Source organism: Kribbella endophytica (assembly GCF_054781295.1).
Genome location: NZ_BAAGUR010000003.1, coordinates 222,086 through 241,749 on the forward strand (window position 1 = coordinate 222,086; position 19,664 = coordinate 241,749).

The 19,664-nt window shown below is 68.5% G+C and carries 22 protein-coding genes and 2 tRNA genes; 6 read left to right on the forward strand and 18 right to left on the reverse strand.

Annotation, left to right across the window (positions count from 1 at the left end; all coding sequences use genetic code 11):
* Positions 1 to 208: 208 nt before the first annotated feature.
* The 3 genes from ACYVIO_RS27310 to ACYVIO_RS27320 all read right to left on the reverse strand — a co-directional run bounded on the left by ACYVIO_RS27310 (position 209) and on the right by ACYVIO_RS27320 (position 1,597).
* Positions 209 to 676 (reverse strand): excalibur calcium-binding domain-containing protein, encoded by a 468-nt coding sequence (locus ACYVIO_RS27310; protein ID WP_460653767.1) that lies wholly within the window; start codon positions 674 to 676, stop codon positions 209 to 211.
* Positions 677 to 822: 146 nt separating this feature from the next.
* The gene (locus tag ACYVIO_RS27315; RefSeq protein WP_460653768.1) at positions 823 to 1,236 is read right to left on the reverse strand and encodes an SgcJ/EcaC family oxidoreductase; all 414 of its coding nucleotides are present in this window, start codon (positions 1,234 to 1,236) and stop codon (positions 823 to 825) included.
* Positions 1,237 to 1,270: 34 nt separating this feature from the next.
* Positions 1,271 to 1,597, reverse strand: coding sequence for a hypothetical protein (locus ACYVIO_RS27320; protein WP_460653769.1), 327 nt, complete (start codon positions 1,595 to 1,597; stop codon positions 1,271 to 1,273).
* 138 nt (positions 1,598 to 1,735) lie between these two features.
* On the opposite strand from ACYVIO_RS27320, the gene ACYVIO_RS27325 reads away from it, so the two are divergent.
* On the forward strand, positions 1,736 to 2,236 hold the full coding sequence (locus ACYVIO_RS27325) for an AAA family ATPase (protein ID WP_460653770.1): 501 nt from the start codon (positions 1,736 to 1,738) through the stop codon (positions 2,234 to 2,236).
* A gap of 165 nt (positions 2,237 to 2,401) precedes the next feature.
* Here the strand turns inward: ACYVIO_RS27325 and ACYVIO_RS27330 are convergent, their stop codons facing one another.
* Positions 2,402 to 2,617 (reverse strand): hypothetical protein, encoded by a 216-nt coding sequence (locus ACYVIO_RS27330; protein WP_460653771.1) that lies wholly within the window; start codon positions 2,615 to 2,617, stop codon positions 2,402 to 2,404.
* Positions 2,618 to 2,689: 72 nt separating this feature from the next.
* Here ACYVIO_RS27330 and ACYVIO_RS27335 point away from each other — a divergent pair, with 72 nt between their 5' ends.
* On the forward strand, positions 2,690 to 3,469 hold the full coding sequence (locus ACYVIO_RS27335) for an endonuclease/exonuclease/phosphatase family protein (protein ID WP_460653772.1): 780 nt from the start codon (positions 2,690 to 2,692) through the stop codon (positions 3,467 to 3,469).
* Here the strand turns inward: ACYVIO_RS27335 and ACYVIO_RS27340 are convergent.
* The 3 genes from ACYVIO_RS27340 to ACYVIO_RS27350 are packed head-to-tail and all read right to left on the reverse strand — an operon-like array spanning position 3,462 to position 5,484.
* Positions 3,462 to 3,980, reverse strand: coding sequence for a DUF402 domain-containing protein (locus ACYVIO_RS27340; protein ID WP_460653773.1), 519 nt, complete (start codon positions 3,978 to 3,980; stop codon positions 3,462 to 3,464). The two genes, ACYVIO_RS27335 and ACYVIO_RS27340, sit on opposite strands and share 8 nt — an antisense overlap.
* Positions 3,977 to 4,726 carry a class I SAM-dependent methyltransferase gene (locus ACYVIO_RS27345; RefSeq protein WP_460653774.1) on the reverse strand — a complete coding sequence of 250 codons (750 nt, stop codon included), beginning with the start codon at positions 4,724 to 4,726 and terminating at the stop codon, positions 3,977 to 3,979. The genes ACYVIO_RS27340 and ACYVIO_RS27345 overlap by 4 nt, the downstream gene beginning before the upstream one ends.
* 56 nt (positions 4,727 to 4,782) lie before the next feature.
* A complete protein-coding gene (locus ACYVIO_RS27350; RefSeq protein ID WP_460653775.1) occupies positions 4,783 to 5,484 on the reverse strand; it encodes a helix-turn-helix transcriptional regulator in 702 nt (233 codons plus the stop codon).
* A 49-nt stretch (positions 5,485 to 5,533) separates the two neighbouring features.
* Between ACYVIO_RS27350 and ACYVIO_RS27355 the strand changes: the two genes are divergently transcribed.
* Positions 5,534 to 6,235 carry an alpha/beta fold hydrolase gene (locus ACYVIO_RS27355; RefSeq protein WP_460653776.1) on the forward strand — a complete coding sequence of 234 codons (702 nt, stop codon included), beginning with the start codon at positions 5,534 to 5,536 and terminating at the stop codon, positions 6,233 to 6,235.
* A gap of 161 nt (positions 6,236 to 6,396) precedes the next feature.
* Here the strand turns inward: ACYVIO_RS27355 and ACYVIO_RS27360 are convergent.
* Positions 6,397 to 6,473 (reverse strand) — tRNA-Met (locus tag ACYVIO_RS27360).
* Positions 6,474 to 6,620: 147 nt separating this feature from the next.
* Positions 6,621 to 6,697 (reverse strand) — tRNA-Met (locus ACYVIO_RS27365).
* 280 nt (positions 6,698 to 6,977) lie between these two features.
* On the opposite strand from ACYVIO_RS27365, the gene ACYVIO_RS27370 reads away from it, so the two are divergent.
* Positions 6,978 to 8,042 carry a hypothetical protein gene (locus ACYVIO_RS27370; RefSeq protein ID WP_460653777.1) on the forward strand — a complete coding sequence of 355 codons (1,065 nt, stop codon included), beginning with the start codon at positions 6,978 to 6,980 and terminating at the stop codon, positions 8,040 to 8,042.
* A 3-nt stretch (positions 8,043 to 8,045) separates the two neighbouring features.
* Here the strand turns inward: ACYVIO_RS27370 and ACYVIO_RS27375 are convergent, their stop codons facing one another.
* The 6 genes from ACYVIO_RS27375 to ACYVIO_RS27400 all read right to left on the reverse strand — a co-directional run bounded on the left by ACYVIO_RS27375 (position 8,046) and on the right by ACYVIO_RS27400 (position 13,881).
* The gene (locus tag ACYVIO_RS27375; protein WP_460653778.1) at positions 8,046 to 8,495 is read right to left on the reverse strand and encodes a hypothetical protein; all 450 of its coding nucleotides are present in this window, start codon (positions 8,493 to 8,495) and stop codon (positions 8,046 to 8,048) included.
* Positions 8,496 to 8,603: 108 nt separating this feature from the next.
* On the reverse strand, positions 8,604 to 11,588 hold the full coding sequence (locus tag ACYVIO_RS27380; protein ID WP_460653779.1) for a UPF0182 family membrane protein: 2,985 nt from the start codon (positions 11,586 to 11,588) through the stop codon (positions 8,604 to 8,606).
* Between the two features lie 2 nt (positions 11,589 to 11,590).
* Positions 11,591 to 12,157: a PPA1309 family protein gene (locus ACYVIO_RS27385; protein ID WP_460653780.1), complete on the reverse strand. Its 567-nt coding sequence runs from the start codon at positions 12,155 to 12,157 to the stop codon at positions 11,591 to 11,593.
* Positions 12,145 to 13,182, reverse strand: a complete 1,038-nt coding sequence (locus tag ACYVIO_RS27390) for a YlbL family protein (protein ID WP_460653781.1) — start codon at positions 13,180 to 13,182, stop codon at positions 12,145 to 12,147. Before ACYVIO_RS27390 ends, ACYVIO_RS27385 begins: the two co-directional genes overlap by 13 nt.
* Positions 13,179 to 13,418 (reverse strand): hypothetical protein, encoded by a 240-nt coding sequence (locus ACYVIO_RS27395; RefSeq protein WP_460653782.1) that lies wholly within the window; start codon positions 13,416 to 13,418, stop codon positions 13,179 to 13,181. Before ACYVIO_RS27395 ends, ACYVIO_RS27390 begins: the two co-directional genes overlap by 4 nt.
* A gap of 37 nt (positions 13,419 to 13,455) precedes the next feature.
* Positions 13,456 to 13,881, reverse strand: coding sequence for a molybdenum cofactor biosynthesis protein MoaE (locus tag ACYVIO_RS27400; RefSeq protein ID WP_460653783.1), 426 nt, complete (start codon positions 13,879 to 13,881; stop codon positions 13,456 to 13,458).
* A gap of 150 nt (positions 13,882 to 14,031) precedes the next feature.
* Between ACYVIO_RS27400 and ACYVIO_RS27405 the strand changes: the two genes are divergently transcribed.
* Together ACYVIO_RS27405 and ACYVIO_RS27410 are read left to right on the forward strand one after the other, a co-directional pair.
* The gene (locus ACYVIO_RS27405) at positions 14,032 to 15,333 is read left to right on the forward strand and encodes a zinc-dependent metalloprotease (protein WP_460653784.1); all 1,302 of its coding nucleotides are present in this window, start codon (positions 14,032 to 14,034) and stop codon (positions 15,331 to 15,333) included.
* Positions 15,330 to 15,857 carry an NUDIX hydrolase gene (locus ACYVIO_RS27410; RefSeq protein WP_460653785.1) on the forward strand — a complete coding sequence of 176 codons (528 nt, stop codon included), beginning with the start codon at positions 15,330 to 15,332 and terminating at the stop codon, positions 15,855 to 15,857. Before ACYVIO_RS27405 ends, ACYVIO_RS27410 begins: the two co-directional genes overlap by 4 nt.
* 211 nt (positions 15,858 to 16,068) lie before the next feature.
* Here ACYVIO_RS27410 and ACYVIO_RS27415 read toward each other — a convergent pair whose 3' ends face one another.
* Genes ACYVIO_RS27415 through ACYVIO_RS27425 form a run of 3 tightly spaced genes read right to left on the reverse strand, consistent with a single transcriptional unit; the run spans position 16,069 to position 19,657 of the window.
* Positions 16,069 to 16,671, reverse strand: a complete 603-nt coding sequence (locus tag ACYVIO_RS27415) for a DUF2064 domain-containing protein (RefSeq protein WP_460653786.1) — start codon at positions 16,669 to 16,671, stop codon at positions 16,069 to 16,071.
* Between the two features lie 9 nt (positions 16,672 to 16,680).
* Positions 16,681 to 18,339, reverse strand: coding sequence for a helix-turn-helix domain-containing protein (locus tag ACYVIO_RS27420; protein ID WP_460653787.1), 1,659 nt, complete (start codon positions 18,337 to 18,339; stop codon positions 16,681 to 16,683).
* Between the two features lie 13 nt (positions 18,340 to 18,352).
* Positions 18,353 to 19,657 carry an MFS transporter gene (locus ACYVIO_RS27425; protein ID WP_460653788.1) on the reverse strand — a complete coding sequence of 435 codons (1,305 nt, stop codon included), beginning with the start codon at positions 19,655 to 19,657 and terminating at the stop codon, positions 18,353 to 18,355.
* Positions 19,658 to 19,664 lie beyond the last annotated feature (7 nt).

Here is a 19,664-nt window from a genome sequence, read left to right on the forward strand (position 1 = left end):
TCACCAACTGCCGGCGACTCGTCGTTCGCCTACTGTCCGACCAGCTTCCCGTCGGCTCCGATGCCTCGGCCAACCTCCGGCAGATCTGGTTCACCGTTTGCCGCGGCTTGATCCCCGTCACCGCTGACGACTGGTCGTCGTCCAGCGGCATCGCCCTCGTACGGATCGCGCTCAAGATGCGTTCGCGATGGGTCTCCTCGTCGCGCATCTAGTTCTCGCAGGCAACGCCGTCGCCGTCTCGGTCGAGTTTTCTGGAGTAGCCGGGCTCACCCGCGTGGATGGGCGCGGCGCCGGCGGCGCGGACTGCGTCGCAGTTGGCGTAGTAGACGTCCGTCACCGGCGGCTTGGTCGTCGTACGGCGGGTGGTGGGCTTCGTCGTCGGCTTCTTCACCGTGGGCTTCTGCGTCGGCTTCTTGGTGACGGGCGGGAGCTTCGGCTTGGTCGTGGGCGGCTTCGAGAGCAGACCGACGGGCTGCGTCGGCTTGGCGCTCGGCTGCTGCGTCGCGACCGGCGTGGGCGTCGCGGTCGGCGTCGGCGTACTGGTTGGTGCCGCGGTCGTGACGGTGACGGTGACCGGCGCGGCAGCCGGGGTGGTTTCTGGTGCGGCGCAGGCGCCGGCGAGTGTCAGAACAACGAGTCCGGTGCCGACTGCGAGCACGGCGCGGCCACGGTCCATGGATGGTCCCCCCAAATCCGCCCTCGGCCCCCCGGTGGCGGTAGTCGTCGCCCGGCCGGAACCAGCCGGGCGCGTCATGCCTACCACCGATCCGTCACTGTCCGCGACGGTTCGCCGGGTCCGCCCGGCGAACCTTGTCGCTTTCGTTACTCGGCGACGACGATCGTGTTCTGGGCCGCGGCGATGCGCCAGATGCCGTCGTCCTTGGCGAGGAAGTAGACCGGGCTGCCGTGGTCGAGCACCTTGTCGCCCTCGCGTTGCACGTAGGTCTGGTTGACGTTGAGCACGGCGATGTCCGGCCGGACGAAGAGCAGATGATCGGCCTCGTACGTCGCGTAGCTGTCGGTCGTCGCGCCGGGCAGCACTTTGCGGGTGAACTCGCCGATCGTGTCGCGCCCGTACAACCGCTTGCCGTGCCCGGTCACCCACAGCGCGTCCTCGCGGAACACCCCGAGGAACGCGTCGGCGTCCTCGGTCCGCTGGGCGCGGTCGACCGTGGTCAGCAGCGCGAGGATCTGGTCGACGTCGTCCTGGCTGGGAATCGTTCCGGTGATGTCCATGGTGACGATCCTCGGAGTTGAAGTCCCCTTGAGGTCAACTCCGATTCTCGATCTCGTACTGAACCCGCAGCTCGTCGAACGTCCCCGGACGCCCCGCCCGCAGCTCGACCCGGCGATCGCCGACCACTGGCGCAACTCGCCGTACGATCTCCTCCGCTTTCACCACCGACGCATAGATCCCCAGCACTAGTACGCCGTCCCCGCCGCTCTCGCTTGGCTCGTCCGTTTCGTCCCCCACCGTGAACCCCCACGGCACCTCGCACGGCCCGTCATGCTCGTCCACCGGACAGATCGTCCGCGCCACCGGCTCCTGTATCTCGAGCCCAGCGCCGTGGATCCACACCTCATAACCAGCAACCATCCCCAGACCGTAGCCCGAGATAGTTGCCCACCGCATCGGGAAAACCCCGCTGCCTCCCCTGGCTCGAGCCCGCACTGGTTGCCCATCGCATCGGACAAACCCGTTGACTCCCCCGACCCGATCAGGTGGGATCCCCTGATGAGCCCCCGCCTCGTCGTCCTCTGCGGTACGTCGTACTCCGGCAAGAGCTCGTTCGCGCTCGCCCTCGCCCAAGACCTCGACGCCCACATCGTCAGCCTCGACGAGATCAACGATCGCCGAGGCCTCTGGGGAGGCGACGGCATCCCCGTCGGGGAGTGGCAGGCAACCCACTCGATCGCGACCGCAGAAGTCCGCGCACTCCTCACCGGCACGTCAGCGACGACCGTGATCCTCGACGACACCAGTTCGCCGCGATTCCTGCGTGACGGCTGGCGCGCACTGTCCGCCGAACTCGGCGTCGAGTTCCACCTCATCCATCTCGACGTCGACCACGAGACCATCCACCGACGCCGTGCCGCCAACCAGGCGAGCCCCGGCCGCCGCCACGTCTCGGACGCGGTACTCGCCCAGCACTTGGCCGACTTCGAACCACCCACCCCCGACGAGAACGCCGTCCGGGTCCGCCCTGGTGATCCCCTGCCGAAACTCCTGCGCTAGCAAGAGACTCGTACATCCTCCTGGGCTTCACCCCGCCCCGAAAGTTGCCTCTAGCAACTTCAAGGCGCCGGACGTCGAACTGGTCCGCACCTGGTTCGGTGCGGACCAGCTCGGTCGTTCATGGTGCGACTGCTGCAGGGGTGACGCTCGCCGAGCGCCCCTTGGTCAGCGGCGGCGGCCCCACTTGGTGGAGGCGCCGACGCCGGCGAGGTGGAGGGCGATGCAGAGGAGGCCGGCCATCAGGAGGGTCTGGGGGGTGAAGGCGTCGCTGACGCTGGCGTTGGCCCAGTCCAGAATGAGGGCCAGGCCGAAGATCACTGCGGCGATGATCGCGAACATCTCGTGCTCCTTAGCGGGTTCCAGCAGGCGGAAGGCGCTCATCTAACTCCCGTGGTGTCGGCGGCACAAGAGCCAACACCGTTAAGCTTCCGGAGACTGGAAGGACGGTTGAAGTTGAGCCCTCGCGAGCAGGTCAGCGTCGCGACGCTGAACACCCGCGGGACGCCCGTCCGAGGGCCGCAACTCGCCGATCGGTACCGTGCGATCGGCGCGTTCTTCGACGGGTCGGACGTCGACGTCGTCAACTTCCAAGAGGTCCACACGTACTACCACTCGCGCCTGCTGCGGACCGCGATGCCGTCGTACGACGTGAGCTTCCGGCCGTCGCTGGTTGGTCCCGCCGGCGGTGTGGTGACGTTCGTACGCCGGTCCGTTGGGGCGCGGTCCTATCGCCGATTGCCGATCGGAGCCGAGCACGACGTGCGCCGATGGCCGCGAACGAAAGCGCGATTCAAGGGCGTGCTGCTGACGCGGCTCGACGATCTCTGGATCGCCAATACCCACCTGCTGGCCAACCCCGCCGGCGACTGGTCCGACGACAGCCGCTTCACGCCGATCCACCGCGGTCAGCTGGACGCGCTAGCTCGGGTGGTGGAAAGCCTGGACGGGCCGGTCGTCCTTTGCGGCGACTTCAACGTCGCCCGCGACAGTACGCCGTACGAGGAGTTCCTGAAGCGGGCCGGACTTGTCGACGCCTTCAACGGCGAGTGTCCACCGACCTTCCACACCGACTACCTGGGTGCCGGGAAGAGTCCGCACTGCATCGACTTCATCCTGACCCGCGGGCTCGAGGTCGAGTCCGCCGAGCAGATCCTCGCCGACAAGGTGAACCTGCCCGGCGGCCCGGCGTACGTCTCCGATCACGTCGGCCTGCGCGCCGGCGGCATCAACTAGCGGCGAAGGGCGGCAGGTCGAGTAGTGGGAGCAACGCGGCCGGTGGGAAGTTGGGCCAGGCGGCGGGGGCTGCTTGGTCGGGGGTGCGGAGGTGGTGGTCGATGAAGTGTTGGGTGTTGCGGAGGACCTTGATCGCGGTGGGGCTGTCGATCGCGCCGGTCTCGAGTGCGTCGCCGAGTTCTTCGAGGTCGAGGAGGTCGTAGCGGATGGCTCGGGGTGGGATGAGGAGGTCGACGTAGAGGTCGTGGACGACCAGGCGTTTCGGCTCTGGCTCCTCGACTTCGACCAGGTCGACGTACCAGCCGCCTTCGTACGAGCCGGTGAAGGTGTTGGGCTTGGTGAGTTGAACGCCTTCGTCGGGGAGGACGAAGCAGCGGTCGGTGGTTGGGCGGCCGGGGGCCTGGTACTGCGGGAGGATCGGTACGTCGTACGCGATGACGTTGTTCGCCGTACGGACGCCGGGGCACCACTGGCCGGTGCGGTGGAGGACGTTGATTTCTTCGAGGATCACTCGGGCTGGACGATCAGGGTGAACTCGTCGGCGTCGGGCTTTGCCGGGTTGCCGGAGTCGTCTTGGATTCGGGTGATCGACAGGCCGGCTTGTTCGCAGAGGGCTTGGGCTGAGGCCTGGGTTTGCCAGTGGATGATCCAGTCGCGGTCCGCGGATTCGACGGCGCCGTCTGGGGTGTGGCGCTCGTAGCGGACTGTTGTGGTGCGGGTTCGGAGGGACTGGTCGTAGGTCTCCGACAAGGGTGTGTAGACGAGGGTGGCGCCTTGGTCGTCTGTTGCTTTGCGCTGGACGCCCAGGTCGGATGACGGCGTGGGCTCGGGGATCCAGAGTGGGATCAGCGCTTGGCCGTCGGGAGTCAGGTGGTTGCGGATGGCTTGGAGGGCTCGGGCGGCGGTCTCGTCGTCGGCGAGGAGGGTGAAGGTGGGGCCGGCGAGGTAGATCGAGCGGTAGCGGCGTGGGAGGGACAGGTCTTCCATGCGCTGGTGGTGGAGGGTGACGTCGAGGCCGAGAGTGGCTGCGTTGGCGCGGCAGCGGTCGAGCATGTCGGCGGACGAGTCGACGCCTTCGACATCGAGTCCGGTCTGGCGCAACGAGAGCATCGGTTCGCCGTCTCCGCAGCCGAGCTCGAGGGCCGGTTCGCCTGCTGTGGTGACGAAGGCGGCGTACGGCGCTGGATCGAAACTTGACGACTTCAGTCGGGTGTAGGCGTCGACAACGATTCCTGTGTAGAACTCTGCGGCATCCATTTGGTCCGGAGCCTAGGGCGGATCGGGAGCCGTCGGCCAGCCGATTTCCGCTCGGGTCAGAGTGCGGTGCGGACGGAGGCTGCTGTGGTGGGTGGAGTTCCGAGATCTTCGACGGGTAGGTCGGCGGCGGGCTGGGCGGTGAGGGTTGCGCGTTCGATGCGGTCGAAGCGGAACCAGCGGATGGCTTCGCGTTGCCTGCAGTACGCGACCAGGAACCAGTAGCCGTCCCGGAAGGCGAGCAGTTGGGGATCCACTCGGCGCCTGGTCAGTTCAGCGTTGCGGTCCAGGTAGTGCAGGGAGAGGACTTTGCGCTGCTGGAGGGCTTGTTCGATGGCCTTGCGATGGCGTGGTGCGGCCGGCTCGGCTGTGGTGTGGTTGATCCAGATGCGCTCGGTCAGGGCGTCCGTCTGCTGCCGGGCGTGGGGGTCCATTACTCCGAGCACCTTCGCCAAGGCGGCGCGGGCTTGTTGGTCGAAGGGCTGGCCGCGGTGCGCGGCGATTGCTGCCGTGAGCGCGGAGGCCTCTGCTGCAGTGAAGTTGACCGGCGGGAGGGTGGCAGCCGGGTCGACGACGTACCCGCCGATCCGGCCGGTGCGGGCCCAGATCGGGAAGCCGGCCTGTTGCAGGGCGGAGATGTCGCGCTTGACGGTGCGCACGCTGATCTCGAACGCGGTCGCGAGCTGTTCGGCGGTCCGGCCTCGTGGGCCGGCGCGGCGGAGGTCCTCGCGGATCGCGTAGAGCCGGTCGGTGCGATTCATGGGTAAACGGTGCCATAAGGGTGACATCTGGTGGTTGGAGAATCGAAGCATGAGACAGGCGCAAGAACCCCTTCTGTTGTTGAGCGGCGCGGGACTTCCCAGCTGGATCTGGGACGACGTACGCAAGGAGCTTGCCGCGGCGCACCCGACCGTGGTTGCCGAGCGACCGCAGCATGACGGCGCTTCGCTCAGGGAGTACGCCGCTGCGGCGCTGGCCTCGGCTCCGTGGGAACAGTTTGCTGTCGTTGCGCACTCCAGCGGTGGTGCCGTGGCGGCCGAGTTGGTTGCTATTGCACCTGAGCGTGTGACTGCGGTGCTGGCGGTGTCGGCGGTCGTTCCGAAGCTGGGGCGGAGCTTCTTGACCTCGATGCCGTTTCCGCAGCGGGTCGTGCTGAATGTGGCGATGCAACTTGCCGGCACTCGACCGCCGGACGCTGCTATCCGGCGGGGCGTGGCTGGAGGGCTTGATCGGGAGACAGCTGACCGGATCGTGGCGGACTTCAGGCCTGAGTCGGTGCGGCTGTATCGCGACAAGCCGACAGGTGGCTTCCCCGAGCACCGGGGCTACCTCACCACCACTCAGGATGCCGAGCTGTCGGCCGGGCTCCAGGGCCGGTTTGCGGGCAACCTCGCGCCGAGCTGGATCGGGTCCGTCGATACCGGTCACCTTCCGATGCTCGAGGCACCGGAAGCTCTGGCCCGAGGCATCGAGAACTTTCTCGCCAACAGACCGGCTACCCGGGAAGCCTGACAGGACAGGCTGATCCAGCAGAAGGACTACTTGGGCCGGGACGCGGGAGCGGCGGAGCGCGGGGAGCTCGCCAGCGACTCCGAGGTCGGCTCCGCACACAGACGCCGAGATCGGCTCCCAGACAAAGGCGAAGGCCCGGACCTGTTGGTCCGGGCCTTCTGTGGTAGCGGGGGCAGGATTTGAACCTGCGACCTCTGGGTTATGAGCCCAGCGAGCTACCGAGCTGCTCCACCCCGCGCCGCTTGCTTACGTTTTGAGTCTAGATCATGACCGCTGAGCGTCCAAATCGGGTCCCAATGAGGCGATTCCTGGACCGTGGACAACCTCGTCCAGCGCGCATGACGAAGGCCCTCGATCGAGGCTGTGCCTGATCGAGGGCCTTCTGTGGTAGCGGGGATAGGATTTGAACCTATGACCTCTGGGTTATGAGCCCAGCGAGCTACCGAGCTGCTCCACCCCGCGCCGTTGTGATGTCCCTAGTTTAGGGGGTGGACGGGGGTAGAACCAAATCGGGTGTGAGGGCTTTCGTGGGAGGTCATGTGCCGGCGGGGAAGAGTCGGTCGACGATTCGGAGTGCGCGACGTTTGTTGCCGAGGTCAACGGTCGGATGGGCGGATCGACAACCGTGGGGACCAGTCAAACAAACGCTCTGTGTAGTTGCGGAACTACGATGAGCTATTGCCGTGGTCCACAGCGCGTGTTTGCATCGGCTGGGTAATCGGTTCTCAGAGGGGGGATCGCGATGCTCAGACTGTCTTTGCCTGCGCGGATCGTGGGCTGCTTGTTGATGCTGGCGACGTTCCTGGTGGTGGTCAGGCCCGCCGCGGCCGCCGTCCCGGACCGGAAGGGGTGGGTGCTGTGGAACCAGACCAGTGGAACGACGACGGCGTACGGGACCTGGCCGGCGCCGACGACCGTGACGGTAGTTGGGGTCGGTCGGTACCAGGTGAAGTTCCCTGGCCAGGGTGCTCCTAACGGGGTCGTGCACGTGACTGCGGTGAACAACGCGCCGCACTGGTGCCAGGCGGAGAACTGGTTCCAGTCGGGCGCTGACGAGATCGTCAACATCCGCTGCTACCGGGTCGGTGGGGCGCTGGATCCGAGTGGGTTCAGTGCCTTCTTCGTGCGGGCTTCGGGTGGGCCGGCGCCAGGGCCGTACGGGTACGTCGATTCGGCGGCCTCTGGGGCGTTGGTGAGTCAGTACAACTCGGTGGGTGCGCCGAACACGTCGACGCCGACCGGGGTCGGTCAGTGGTTGGTGAAGTTCCCGGGCCTGGTCACCGGTGGGCCGCTGGACGGGAGTGTCCAGGCGACCGCGGTGAATGCGGCGACGGGTGCTCGGTGCAAGGTCTCCGCGTGGTTGTCGACCGCTGGTGGGCAGGAGGTCAAGGTGCTCTGCTTCAACTCGGCCGGGGCCTTGCTGAACACGCGGTTCACGCTGACCTACCAGCACAAGGTCTCGCTGTACGGCGCGGCGGTGCCGCCGAAGTACTACGGGTACTTCCTGTTCCAGCCCGGGGTCGGGCCGGCGACCACCAACCTGAACTCGGTCCTCGGGCTCGGGGCGAACACGGTGATGTCGGCGGGACCCGGGTTGTTCCTGGTGACGTTCCCGCGGATCGCGTTCCCGCAGAACACGGTGCAGGTGACGGCGTACGGCGCCAACCCCAACTTCTGCGGGCTCAACACCGGCTGGACGAACAGCTCGTCCGGGCCTGACCTGTTCGTGCGGGACGTCAACTGCTTCACGAACGCGGGAGCGCCGGTCACCGCCGGGTTCACGGTCAGCGCCAACTCGATCCTCTGACGGCTACTCCGGATGGAAGCCCTCCGCAGTCGCCAGGAGGGCTTCCTGGGGAAACCGCGAGCGGTCGATGGTGAGCTCGGCGGCCAGGCCCGGTTCGACGAAGTAGAAGGCTTGGCCGTCGGTGACGTAGCCGCCGTAGCTTCCCAAGCGGGTCGGGGTCAGCTCCCAGGTCGCAGGATCTTTCTCGTGGTACTCGGTGAGAAACTCGCGTAAGGACTCCACGTCGGCGATGCGGTCGCCGCGGACGGTCTTGAGGCTGAGGTCGACCGCGGTCGCGTCGCCGGTGGTGGTTTCCCAGACCCGGCTGTGGAAGGTGACCTCCTCCCACTCGTACTCGAAGTCGGACGCGGTGCCGACGCCCGCGGGGACCTGGGTGATGGTGAAGCCGTCCAAGGTGCACACCTCCGGTTGGGGGAACAAGGCGAACAAGGCGATCAGCACGAGAGGGATCATGCCTAGAAGATGCCGGGAAAGTACCCACCCGAGAGAACGAGAAAAACAGCTGTGGACAAAGGAGAACGGCGGCCTCCCCCGAAGGGAAGACCGCCGTTCCACAGAGACTCAGCCAGTCGGTGACGTCGGTGGACTGGTCGGCGCCGGCGGTGTCGTAGGTGTCGCCGTCGGGTTGGGCGTCGGTGTCGTCGTCGGGTTCGGCAACTGCGCACCGGCCGCGATCGCTCGCGCCACCGCCGCCTGCGCCTTCTTGACGTTCGCCTGGTATCCGCTCAGGTCACCACGTTTCAGCGCCGCCTCGGCGTCGGCGAACGACTTGTCCGCGTCGGCCAGCGCCTGCTTGATCGTCTGGTTCGCCGGCGGCTGCTGTGGCGTGTTCGGGTCCTCGGGCGTCGGATCGTCAGGCGTGTTCACCGAGGTGTTGAACACCTTGGTCAGTGCCTCCGACAGCGTCGATCCGAAGGCGACCCGGTCGCCGAACGAGACCAGCACGTACCGCAGAACCGGATAACTACCCGGACCGGACGTCCGCACCGAGTACACCGGCTGCACGTAGAGCAGACCACCACCCAGTGGCAACGTCAGCAGGTTCCCGAACTGGGCCCGCGCGCCGCTGCTCGGCTGGTTGATCGGCAGCAGCGCCGTTCTGATCCCGTCGTCGGTCTGGAACTTGTTGTAGACCTGCCCAGGACCTGGGATCTGCAGGTTGCCCGGTAGTCGCAGGATCCTGAACTGTCCGTAGTCCGGTGACGACGCCTCCGCGTCGACGGCCATGAAGGCGGTCAGGTTCTCCCGTTCCGCGTTCGGCACGTAGACCGAGGTGAGCGAGAACTTCGGCGAGTCCTGACCGGGCATCCGCAGCGACAGGTAGAACGGCGGCTGGTTCTGCACCGGGGAGTCGGCCGTACCGGTACCGGTCGGGTCGGCCGGGACGCGCCACAGGTCGCTGTTCTGGTACCAGGTGCCGGCGTCGACGACGTGGTACTTGGCCAGCAGGTCACGCTGCACCTTGAAGATGTCCTCGGGGTAGCGCAGGTGCGACATCAGCGCCGGCGAGATCTCCGAGCGCGGCTTGACGGTGTCCGGGAACGCCTTCATCCAGGTCTTGAGGACCGGGTCCTTCTCGTCCCAGGCGTACAGCTCGACCGAACCGTCGTACGCGTTCACGACGGCCTTGACCGAGTTGCGGATGTAGTTGATCTCCTCGCTCGGCTGCGACGCGATCGCCCCGCGCCCGGTGGTGGTGTCCCGGGTGCTGTCGTCGAGCGCGACCTTCTGCGAGTACGGGTAGTTCGCCGAGGTGGTGTAGCCGTCGACGATCCAGACCACCTGGCCGTCCACGACGGCCGGGTACGGGTCGCCGTCCGGGGTCAGCCACGGCGCGGCCTTCTCGACCCGCTCGCGCGGGTTGCGGTCGTACAGGATCTTCGACTGGTCGTTGACCCGCTGCGACAGCAGCAGGTTCGCGTCGCGGAACTTGGTGGCGTAGAGCAACCGGTTGAAGAACGACCCGATCTGGACGCCGCCCTTGCCCTCGTAGGTGTTCAGCGTCGGGTCGCCGCCGCTCTTGCCCTCGGGGGTGTCGAGCTCGACCGCCGCGGCACCCTTGGGCGCACCGACGACCGAGTAGTCCGGGGACTGCTCGCCGAAGTAGATCCGCGGCTCGTACTCGCCCAGATCACCGGTCGGCGGCAGGTCCTTCGACGAGAACACCGGCGTACCGTCGGCGGCCCGCTGGTTGCCGTTCGCGGCGACGACACCGTAGCCGTGGGTGTAGACGGTGTGGTCGTTGTTCCAGTTGCGCTGGCCGGCCGGGAGCCGGTCGACCTGGACCTCACGGACCGCGATCACGGTGTCGCGGACCTCGTTGCCGACCTTGTACCGGTCGACGTCCAGGTCGGTCGGGAACGAGTAGAAGCCACGGACCTGCTGCAGCTGCTCGAACGTCGGACCGACCACGCTCGGGTCGATCAGCCGGATGCCGGGCAGGACTCCGGCGTCGGCCTGCAGTTCCGTCGACGAGGCCGTCGTCTTGGCGGCGTAGTTGTCGACCTTGGTGTTCTCCAGGCCGTACGCCTGCCGGGTGGCCTCGATGTTCTTGGTGATGTACGGCGCCTCGCGGACCGGCTCGCTCGGGCGGACCCGGAGCTGCTGCAGCGCCGCCGGCCACAGTGCACCGAGCAGTACCGCGGACAGGATCAGTACGACGGTCCCGACGCCCGGCAGCAGCCAGGTACGCCGTACGACGTTCGCGAAGAACAACCCGGCGCACAGCAGCGCTATGACCGCCAGGATCTCCTTGCTGGGCAGGACGGCGTTGTCACCGGTGTAGGAGATACCGGTGAACAGGCGGCTGTCCGAAGTCGTCAGGCCGTACCGGTCGAGCCAGTAGCTGAACGCCTTGAGCAGGACCAGCAGACCGAGCAGCACCGAGAACTGCACCTGCGCCGCACCGGAGGCCTTCTGCCCCTTCGCGGACGGGCGGAAGCCGCCGTACAGGTAGTGGGTGATGATCGCGGCGACCAGCGACAGCAGGACGATCGAGTAGCCGAAGCCGAGCAGGACGCGCAGCCACGGGTAGTCGAAGACGAAGAACGCGATGTCCTTGTTGAAGTGCTTGTCGGTCACCCCGAACGGCGTCCGGTTGCGCCAGGCCAGGAAGACCTTCCACTCCCCCGACGCGGCGGAGCCGCCGAAGATCAGCATCAGCGTGCCGAGCACCCCGACCGCGATCTTGCCGCGCGACTGCAGGAGTTCGCCGTACCGCTCGAAGCCCGGGCTGGGCGACGGCGCGAGGGCGACCCGCGGCCTGGTGCGGTACGCGACGATGACGTTGGCCACCACGGCGGCGGCCATCAGCAGGCCGACCACCACGAACAAGAGCACGCGGGTGCCGAGCACGGTGCTGAAGACCGAGCCCAGGTCGACCGAGCGGTACCACAGCCGCTGCGTCCAGACGTCGGTGAAGACGCTGAAAAGAATGAGCAGCACGATCAGCGTGGCGATCGTTGGCAGCAACGCCTTGGGGCGTTGGCCGGGAGTCCGCCGCGACCGGCGCGGCTCCTCCGGCATGTCGTAGACGCCGTCGCTCATGCTTACTTCTCCTCGACGCTGGAAGGCTCGAATGTCAGTGACAGTACTTGGCAGAGGGTAGGAACCAAGTCGCTGCCGGTCAGGACGGCACTGTCTTCGTCGTGCGAACGCAGCCGTACCGCGCCGAACTGCTGCCCTTCACGCAGTACGGCGGCCACCATGCGCACCTCGTGCCGCCGCGGGTCGCTGCCTGCCATCCGGGCCAGCTCGGCATCGGACTCGGCGTCGGACAGGCCCGACTCGACCGACGCCGGCAGTACAACGCGCTCGAGCGCCAGCGCGCAGCCGGACACTCCTTCAGGCCACTCGATCTGACCCAGTACGTCGGCCAGGTTGCTGTCGTCGACCCCGCCGGGCAGCTCGCCCTGGGCCACCGGCGTCAGCGGCTGGGCCGCGTCGTCGGCACCGAGCTCGGCCGCCAGCTGCGGCTCGGCGGCCAGCAGCTCCTTGGTGGGCACCAGCGCGAACAGCTGCGCGGGCTGGTCCCAGCCCGCGCTGCTGACGTGCTTCTCGATCTCCACCACCACACGGCTCAGCGCGTCGGCGGGCAGGTTGTCTATCGCGTGCATGCGGGGACGTCTCCAGTTCCAGCGGACAGTGCCTTCAGGGCGCCGATGGCGTCGGTCAGGGTGCTGATCTTCACCAGCTGGATGCCGTCGACGCCGGCGTGCAGGGCGGCTTCGCAGTTCGGTGCGGGGACCAGGAAGACGGTGGCGCCGTCGTTCTTGGCGCCGGCGATCTTCTGCTGGATGCCGCCGATCGCGCCGACCTGGCCGAGCGCGTCGATGGTGCCGGTGCCGGCCACGTGCTTGCCGGCCAGCAGCGGGCCGGGCGTCAGCTTGTCGTAGATGGCCAGCGCGAACGCCGTACCGGCACTCGGGCCGCCGATGTCCTGGCCGAGGTTGACGCTCACCTTGACCGGCGAGTCGACGCCGATCGTGATGCCGACCATCGGCCGGGTCTCCTCGCCGGGCGTCGCGGCGGCCTTGACCACGACGGTCTGCTCGACGCTGCCGCGGCGGATCAGGAAGCTGACGTTCTCGCCGACCTTGTTCTTGCGGACCAGGTCGCCGACCTGCGGGATCTGGGTGGCGGCCACGCCGTCGACCTTCAGCACCACGTCACCGGGCTTGAGCTTGCCGTCGGCCGGGCTGTCCTTGGCCACCGATGCGACCTTCGGGTGGTACGGCGCCTTGGCGGCCTGCAGGGCGGCGGCGACCGCGCTGTCCTGGGAACCGGTCATCTCGGCCGTGTTCTGCTCCTCCACCTGGTCCGCGCTCTGCTCGGGCGGGTAGATGATGTCGCGCGGGAACAGGTCGTGGTGCGGGTCCAGCCAGTTGCGCATCGCCTGCGGCAGCGTCAGGTCGCGGTCCGGCGAGGTGACCGAGACCGTGGTCAGGTCCAGCTGGCCGCTGGTCGGGAAGGTCTCGGCGCCGGTGACGTCGATCACCGCTTTGCCGTTGGCCGTGCCCAACGTGTCCTTCACCGGGCCCGGGCTGAACGACACGAACGGCACCGGGAAGACGGTGACCAGTCCGAGCGAGAAGACGAGCACGATGATGGCGGTGACCAGCGTGGCGGTACGACGTGTCACGAACCCTGCCTAGCGATCTTTGACTTGTGGACGAGACCCCGCAGCCCTGAGCGCCGCGCGGGGGTGGCGCGCGGACCGGGAGCGGCGAGCGCGTCGGTGAAGCGGCGGAAGTCCTCGACCGAGGCGAAGGCTCCACCGGTACGACGGGGGCCGCGGGTCCGGCCGCGCCAAGCGGCCCAGCACATGGCCAGGACGGTCGCGGCCAGCGGGAACGCCAGCCAGGCCAGGACCCTCATCCGGTCACCTTCGCAGTCATACGCCCCAGCGTACGGGTCAGCAGGCGCCGACCCACTCGCTCGCACCATCGGTGAAGTGCTGGTGTTTCCAAATCGGGACCTCCGCCTTGAGGTCGTCGATCAACCGGCGGCAGGCCACGAAGGCGACGTCGCGGTGCGCGGCCGCCACGGCGACGATCACAGCGGCGTCGCCGATCACCAGCGGGCCGGTCCGGTGCACCGCGGCGAGGGCGGTCACGTCGGGGTCCTCGCAGATCCGCTCGGCCACCTTGCGCAGGTGCTCGAGCGCCTCCGGGTGGGCCTCGTAGGTCAGCTGGTCGACCGGCCGCGCGTCGTCGTGGTTGCGCACCGTCCCGATGAACAGGGCCGTCCCGCCGGCGGACGGGTCCGTGACGGCGGCCAGGACCTCGTCGCTCGACAGCGCGGTGTCGCGGATGTCCAGCAGCCTGATCGCGTCGCTCATGACCTTCCTCGTCTCCTACCGTGGTCGCACACAATATCCCAGCGTGTCTGCGGACGGCGTACGGCCGAAACCGTTCGCCCCTGGAGGAACGGTAGCCCGCCCCCGGTACGTTGGAGTTGTACGCCCCACCTGCACAGGAAGGCCACCGAGATGAGCGACGAACCGGACAACCCGTTCAAGGGAACTCCGTTCGAGGCCATGTTCCAGCAGTTCTCCGGTGCGGCCGGTCCGGGCGGCACCCCTGACCTGAACGCGATCTTCGCGCAGGTCCAGCAACTGCTGAGCGGCCAGACCGACGGCAAGCCCGTGAACTGGGACCTGGCCAAGGACATCGCCCGCAAGACCGTCGCCGCCAACGGCGACCGGTCCGTCACGGCGAACGACAACGACCGCGTCGCCGACGCCGTGCGGCTGGCCGAGCACTGGCTCGACCAGGCGACGACGTTGCCCGAGGCCTCGACCACGTCCGCGGCCTGGAGCCGTGCGGAGTGGGTGGAGAACACGCTGCCCACCTGGCAGACCGTGGTCGACCCGGTGGCCGAGCACGTCGCCGGAGCGATGGGTACGGCGCTGCCGGCCGAGGCGCAGCAGCTGGCCGGGCCGATGGCGGGCATGCTCCGCCAGCTCGGCGGGTCGGTCTTCGGCGCGCAGGTCGGCCAGGCACTGGGTGAGCTGGCCGGCGAGGTCGTCAGCTCGTCCGACATCGGGCTGCCGCTCGGACCGGCCGGGCAGGCGATCCTGCTGCCGGACAACGTGGCCAAGTTCTCCGAGGGCCTCGGCGTGACCGACGAAGACGTCCGGCTCTACCTGGCGCTGCGCGAGTGCGCGCACCAGCGGCTGTTCGCCGGTGCGCCGTGGCTGCGGCAGCACCTGTTCTCGCACGTCGCCGACTACGCGGCCGGGATCCAGGTGGACACCGGCAAGATCGAGTCCGCGATGTCCGAGGTCGACATGCAGAACCCGGAGGCCCTGCAGTCCGCGCTGGCCGGTGGACTGTTCGAGCCCGAGGACTCCGAGCAGCAGAAGGCGGCGCTGATCCGGCTGGAGACCGCGCTCGCGCTGGTCGAGGGCTGGGTCGACGACGTCGTACGGGAAGCCACCAAGGACCGGATGCCTGCAGCGGTGCAGTTGGCAGAGACCGTACGGCGGCGCCGCGCGGCCGGTGGTCCGGCTGAGCAGACGTTCGCCACGCTGGTCGGTCTGCAGCTGCGGCCGCGCCGGCTGCGGGACGCGGCGAACCTGTGGGCCGCCGTACGGGATGCGCGGGGAGCGGACGGTCGCGACGAGCTGTGGTCGCACCCGGACCTGCTGCCGACCACGGCGGACCTGGACGACCCGATCGGGTTCGCCCAGCAGACCAGTGGCTCCGAGCTGTCCGACTCGGTCATCTCCGACTTCCTGGACCAGGCCGACAAGGACAAGAAGGACGACGAAGGCACCAAGGACCAGTGACGCTGCACGACGACGCCACTGCTGTACTGACCCGCTGGACTCCCCCGGACGCGGAACAGGCCACGCTCCGGGAGCACTACCTGCGCTATCTGGCCGAGCACGAGGACGGCATGTGGCGCAGCAGCCGGCCGGAGCACCTGACCGCGTCCGCCCTGGTGGTCGACGCGAGTCAGGGTCGGGTGCTGCTCACTCTGCACCGCCTGGTCGGTAGGTGGCTGCAGCTGGGCGGTCACTGCGAGCCTGGTGACACCACACTGGCCGGTGCCGCGCTGCGCGAGGCGACCGAGGAGTCCGGGCTGTCCGAGCTGAAGATCAGCGCCGAGCCGCTGCAGTTGTCACGGCATCTGCTGGAGGCCGGTGGCTGTAGCGGTGCGTACCACTTGGACGTGCAGTACCTGGTGACCGCGACGGCCGGCACGGACTACGTGGTCAGCGAGGAGTCGCACGACCTCGCGTGGTTCGCCGTCGACGCGCTGCCGGCCGACCTCGACCACTCCGTCGCGGAGCTGGTCGGAAGACTCTGAGGGGTGTGCGGGCCGGTCCCTGTGTGATCCGGCCCGCACACGTCTGTCCGGGATTCGTCGCTCCCCCCTTCGCCGGGCCCCGCCGGTATCACCGCCCCTGAACGGCACCGACGGGCTGGCCCCGGTTGCGGCGAACAGCCCTGGTGGACACCCCCATGTCCCCGCTGTCAGGTGAAACGAGCCAAACCCTGGAAGGTGACGGATCAGGTAGTTACTTTCCTCGGAGAAGCGCGCGGGTGGCGTCCCAGCCTTCGAGGCCGGGGTCGAGGCGGGCCAGATCCGCGCCCGAGCGGAGGCGGTGCCAGCCGGGGCCGAGGGCTACCGCGTGGCGGCGCGGCTTGAGGTGTTCGAGCGTGCCGAGCGGGGTGTCGAACGTCGGGTCGGCTGTGGCGACCCAGGGCGCGACGGGCCGCCGTACGCCGATCGCGCAGAGCGAGCCGTCCTCGGCCGGCGTCACCGCGATGTCCGCCGAGGACAGGGCTCGGAAGAGCTTGCCGATCAAAAGGCCGGGCAGATCCGGTACGTCGTGGCTGACGGCCACGGTCGCTGCGGTCGGGCCGGCCTTCTCGATTGCGTCCAGCACCGACTCCGCGGCGTACACCGGAGTACCGGGCCAGGTGAGCGCGGCGATCTCAGCTAGACCAGCCTCGTCTCCCCCGACGACGGCAACAGCCACCTCGACCAGGTCGAGCGCGGCCAGCACCTCGTACGTGTCCTCGGCCAGGGCCAGTCGCCAGGCCTCCGGCTCGCGGCCGGGCGGGGCCCACGTGCCGACCGCCGGTACTACCAGCACTACTACCCGTCGGTCGATCACCGGCTGAGCCTAGCCGTGCAACGTCCGCAGCAAGCGCAGTGCCACCTGTACGTCGAGCGCGCGCTCCGGCTCCTGCCAGCCGTCGCCGAGCAGCGCGGTGATCCGGTCCAGGCGTTGCTGGACCGTGTTGGGGTGAATGTGCAGAGCGGTGGCGGCTCGAGTCGGGCTCTGCCCGGCGGCGAAGTAGGCCTCGAGCGTGCCGACCAGATCGGTGCCTCGCTGGGAGTCGTAGGCGGTCACCGGTCCGAGCACGTGGGCGACGTGCGCCTTGACGTCGACAGTGGCGGCTCCGACCAGACCGGCGACGCCCAGGTCGTCCGGTGTGGCTGCCTGGCCGGACTTGCCGAGGCGGGACATGGTCGAAGCCAGGCGGGTCGCCTGCTGGTAGGTGTCGACGAGCGGCTGGCCCCAGCGCGCCGGTCCGGTGACGGCGATTGTCAGTCCGCAGCGACGGGCGACCTCGTTCAAGGCTCGCGCCGTCGCGACAGTGTCCGGCTCGGCGAGCAGCAGGACGAGGTCACCGGCGTACGGGCCGGACAGTACGAGGTGCAGCGAAGCCGGGAGGCGAGCCAGTACGCCGGTGTGGTCGCCACGGCAGACGGCGACGACCAGCTGCGTCGGCAGACGCCGGGTCGGGTCGAGCAGCCGGAGCCGGTCGGCCAGCGCGCGCGAATCCGCCGTACCGCTGACGGCGTCAGCCAGCAGGTCTGCCTGCGCTCGCTGGGACTGCTCAGCGGCTTGCCGCCGGAACAGCAGCACGAGCGCCGTGACGACGGCGGCCCGCTCGACGATCCGCTGGTCCGCGGCGGACAGGTCGTCCACTCCCCCGACCACCAGTGCGCCGAGCCGTTCACCCTTGGCAGCAGCCGCGACCACCCAGCAGTCGCCGGTGCGGACCAGGCGACCGCCCACCGAAGCCACTGCTGCCGTGGCGAGGTCCAAGGAGACAGGACCGGCCGCCGCGAGCTCGTTGCCCAGCGCATCGAACAGCACGACCCAGACATCCAGCAGCTCGGCCAGCGCCGCAGCGATCGCGTCCACGTCCCCACCGGACAGCACGATGTCCGCGAACCGGTCGTGCGCCGCAGCGGCGTGCTCCACCCCGGCATGAGCCTCCGACACCTGCTCCAGCGCCGCAGCCGTTTCCGCAGCCGCCCGGACCTGGACGATGGTCACCGCAGCCAGTGCGGCCAGCGAGCCGAGCAGCGACACCTCGTCGCGGCTGAAGGGCCGAGCGGTCCGGTTGGAGGCGAACAGCACGCCGACGAACGCGCCGTCCACGATCAGCGGCGTACCGAGAATGGCCACGAGGCCTTCCTCGCCGACGGCGGAGTCGATCGGGCCGGTGTGCCGGAAGCGGTGGTCGCTCGGGTAGTCCGCGGTCCAGTACGGCTTGTGGGCCTCGGCTACCAGTCCCCCGAGCCCGGCGCCGAGCGGGACGCGCAGCTGCTGGAAGGCCGCCGAGACCGAGCCGTCCGTCGCGCGCATGTAGGTGTCGCCGCGGGCGGCGTCGTACAAGGTCAGGTACGCAACGTCGGTGCCGATCAGTGTGCGGGCGCGGTGCACGATCGTGTTCAGCACCCGGCCGGGGTCGCGGGCGGACGCCAGCTCGAGAGCGATGTCCACCAGAGCGGTGAGCTCGGCTTCACGCTTCCGGCCGGCGTCCATGGCCCGTCCCTTCTCAGACAGTCGACAGATCCCGCTTGCTGGTCTCGCCGTAACTCGTCACCGCGACCAGCGAGATCACCGAACACACTGCCACGTAGATCGAGATCGCGTAGCCCGAGTCGTACGCCTTCAGCAGCGCGACCGCGATGAACGGCGCCAGCCCGCCGGCGATGATCGAAGCCAACTGGTAGCCGACCGAGACTCCGGAGTACCGGACCCGCGTCCCGAACAGCTCGGTGAAGAACGACGCCTGCGGCCCGTACATCGCACCGTGCAGCACCAGCCCGACCGTCACGGCCAAGGTCGCCAGCGCGAAGTTCTTCGTGTCCACGAAGGCGATGAAGACGAACCCCCAGATCCCGACGCCCGCCGCGCCGAACAGGTACACCGGCTTGCGGCCGATCCGGTCCGACAGCGCGCCCCACAGCGGGATCGCGCAGAAGTGGATCGCCGCCGCGATCAGTACGGCGTTCAGCGCGAACGACTTGCCCAGCCCGAGGTGGTCCTTCGCGTACGTCGCGATCACGATCGTGAAGATGTAGTAGCTGACGTTCTCGGCCATCCGGGCGCCCATCGCGGTCAGGATCTCGCGCGGGTACTTGGTGATCACCTCGACGAACGGGATCTTCTCGCTCGGCGCCTGCTTCGCGCGGGCCTGCTTGAACAGCGGCGACTCCTCGATCCGCAGCCGCACCCACAGCCCGACCAGGACCAGTACGGCGGACAGCAGGAACGGGATCCGCCACCCCCACGAGTTGAAGGCGGCATCACTCTGGAAGGCCGCGAGCCCTGCCAGTACGCCGTTCGCGATCAGCTGCCCGGCAGGAGCACCCGCCTGCGGCCACGACGCCCAGAAGCCACGCCGGGCCGGGTCGCCGTGCTCGGACACGATCAGTACGGCGCCACCCCACTCGCCGCCGAGCGCGAAGCCCTGGATGAGTCGCAGCACGGTCAGCAGGATCGGGGCCAGCGCACCGACCTGCGCGTACGTCGGCAGCAGGCCGATCGCGAACGTGGCCAGGCCCATCATCAGCAGCGACAGCACCAGCAGGTTCTTGCGGCCGATCCGGTCGCCGAAGTGGCCGAACACGACCCCGCCGATCGGCCGGGCGAAGAACCCGACCGCGAAGGTGGCGAAGCTGAGCAGGGTGCCGGTGAGCTCCTCGCCCTTGGGGAAGAACAGGTCGCCGAAGACCACGGACGCGGCGACGCCGTACAGGAAGAAGTCGTACCACTCGACGGTGGTGCCGACCAGGCTGGCGCCGACCACGCGGGCGATCGGGGTCCGCTCGCGGACCGGTTCTGTGGACGTGGACATGCTTGCT

Bases quoted from the DNA above. Each gene is read 5' to 3' on its own strand.
- ACYVIO_RS27310 (WP_460653767.1), bottom strand. From the start codon at position 676: ATGGACCGTGGCCGCGCCGTGCTCGCAGTCGGCACCGGACTCGTTGTT.
- ACYVIO_RS27315 (WP_460653768.1), bottom strand. From the start codon at position 1,236: ATGGACATCACCGGAACGATTCCCAGCCAGGACGACGTCGACCAGATC.
- ACYVIO_RS27320 (WP_460653769.1), bottom strand. From the start codon at position 1,597: ATGGTTGCTGGTTATGAGGTGTGGATCCACGGCGCTGGGCTCGAGATA.
- ACYVIO_RS27325 (WP_460653770.1), top strand. From the start codon at position 1,736: ATGAGCCCCCGCCTCGTCGTCCTCTGCGGTACGTCGTACTCCGGCAAG.
- ACYVIO_RS27330 (WP_460653771.1), bottom strand. From the start codon at position 2,617: ATGAGCGCCTTCCGCCTGCTGGAACCCGCTAAGGAGCACGAGATGTTC.
- ACYVIO_RS27345 (WP_460653774.1), bottom strand. From the start codon at position 4,726: ATGGATGCCGCAGAGTTCTACACAGGAATCGTTGTCGACGCCTACACC.
- ACYVIO_RS27350 (WP_460653775.1), bottom strand. From the start codon at position 5,484: ATGAATCGCACCGACCGGCTCTACGCGATCCGCGAGGACCTCCGCCGC.
- ACYVIO_RS27355 (WP_460653776.1), top strand. From the start codon at position 5,534: ATGAGACAGGCGCAAGAACCCCTTCTGTTGTTGAGCGGCGCGGGACTT.
- ACYVIO_RS27370 (WP_460653777.1), top strand. From the start codon at position 6,978: ATGCTCAGACTGTCTTTGCCTGCGCGGATCGTGGGCTGCTTGTTGATG.
- ACYVIO_RS27375 (WP_460653778.1), bottom strand. From the start codon at position 8,495: ATGATCCCTCTCGTGCTGATCGCCTTGTTCGCCTTGTTCCCCCAACCG.
- ACYVIO_RS27380 (WP_460653779.1), bottom strand. From the start codon at position 11,588: ATGAGCGACGGCGTCTACGACATGCCGGAGGAGCCGCGCCGGTCGCGG.
- ACYVIO_RS27385 (WP_460653780.1), bottom strand. From the start codon at position 12,157: ATGCACGCGATAGACAACCTGCCCGCCGACGCGCTGAGCCGTGTGGTG.
- ACYVIO_RS27395 (WP_460653782.1), bottom strand. From the start codon at position 13,418: ATGAGGGTCCTGGCCTGGCTGGCGTTCCCGCTGGCCGCGACCGTCCTG.
- ACYVIO_RS27400 (WP_460653783.1), bottom strand. From the start codon at position 13,881: ATGAGCGACGCGATCAGGCTGCTGGACATCCGCGACACCGCGCTGTCG.
- ACYVIO_RS27405 (WP_460653784.1), top strand. From the start codon at position 14,032: ATGAGCGACGAACCGGACAACCCGTTCAAGGGAACTCCGTTCGAGGCC.
- ACYVIO_RS27420 (WP_460653787.1), bottom strand. From the start codon at position 18,339: ATGGACGCCGGCCGGAAGCGTGAAGCCGAGCTCACCGCTCTGGTGGAC.
- ACYVIO_RS27425 (WP_460653788.1), bottom strand. From the start codon at position 19,657: ATGTCCACGTCCACAGAACCGGTCCGCGAGCGGACCCCGATCGCCCGC.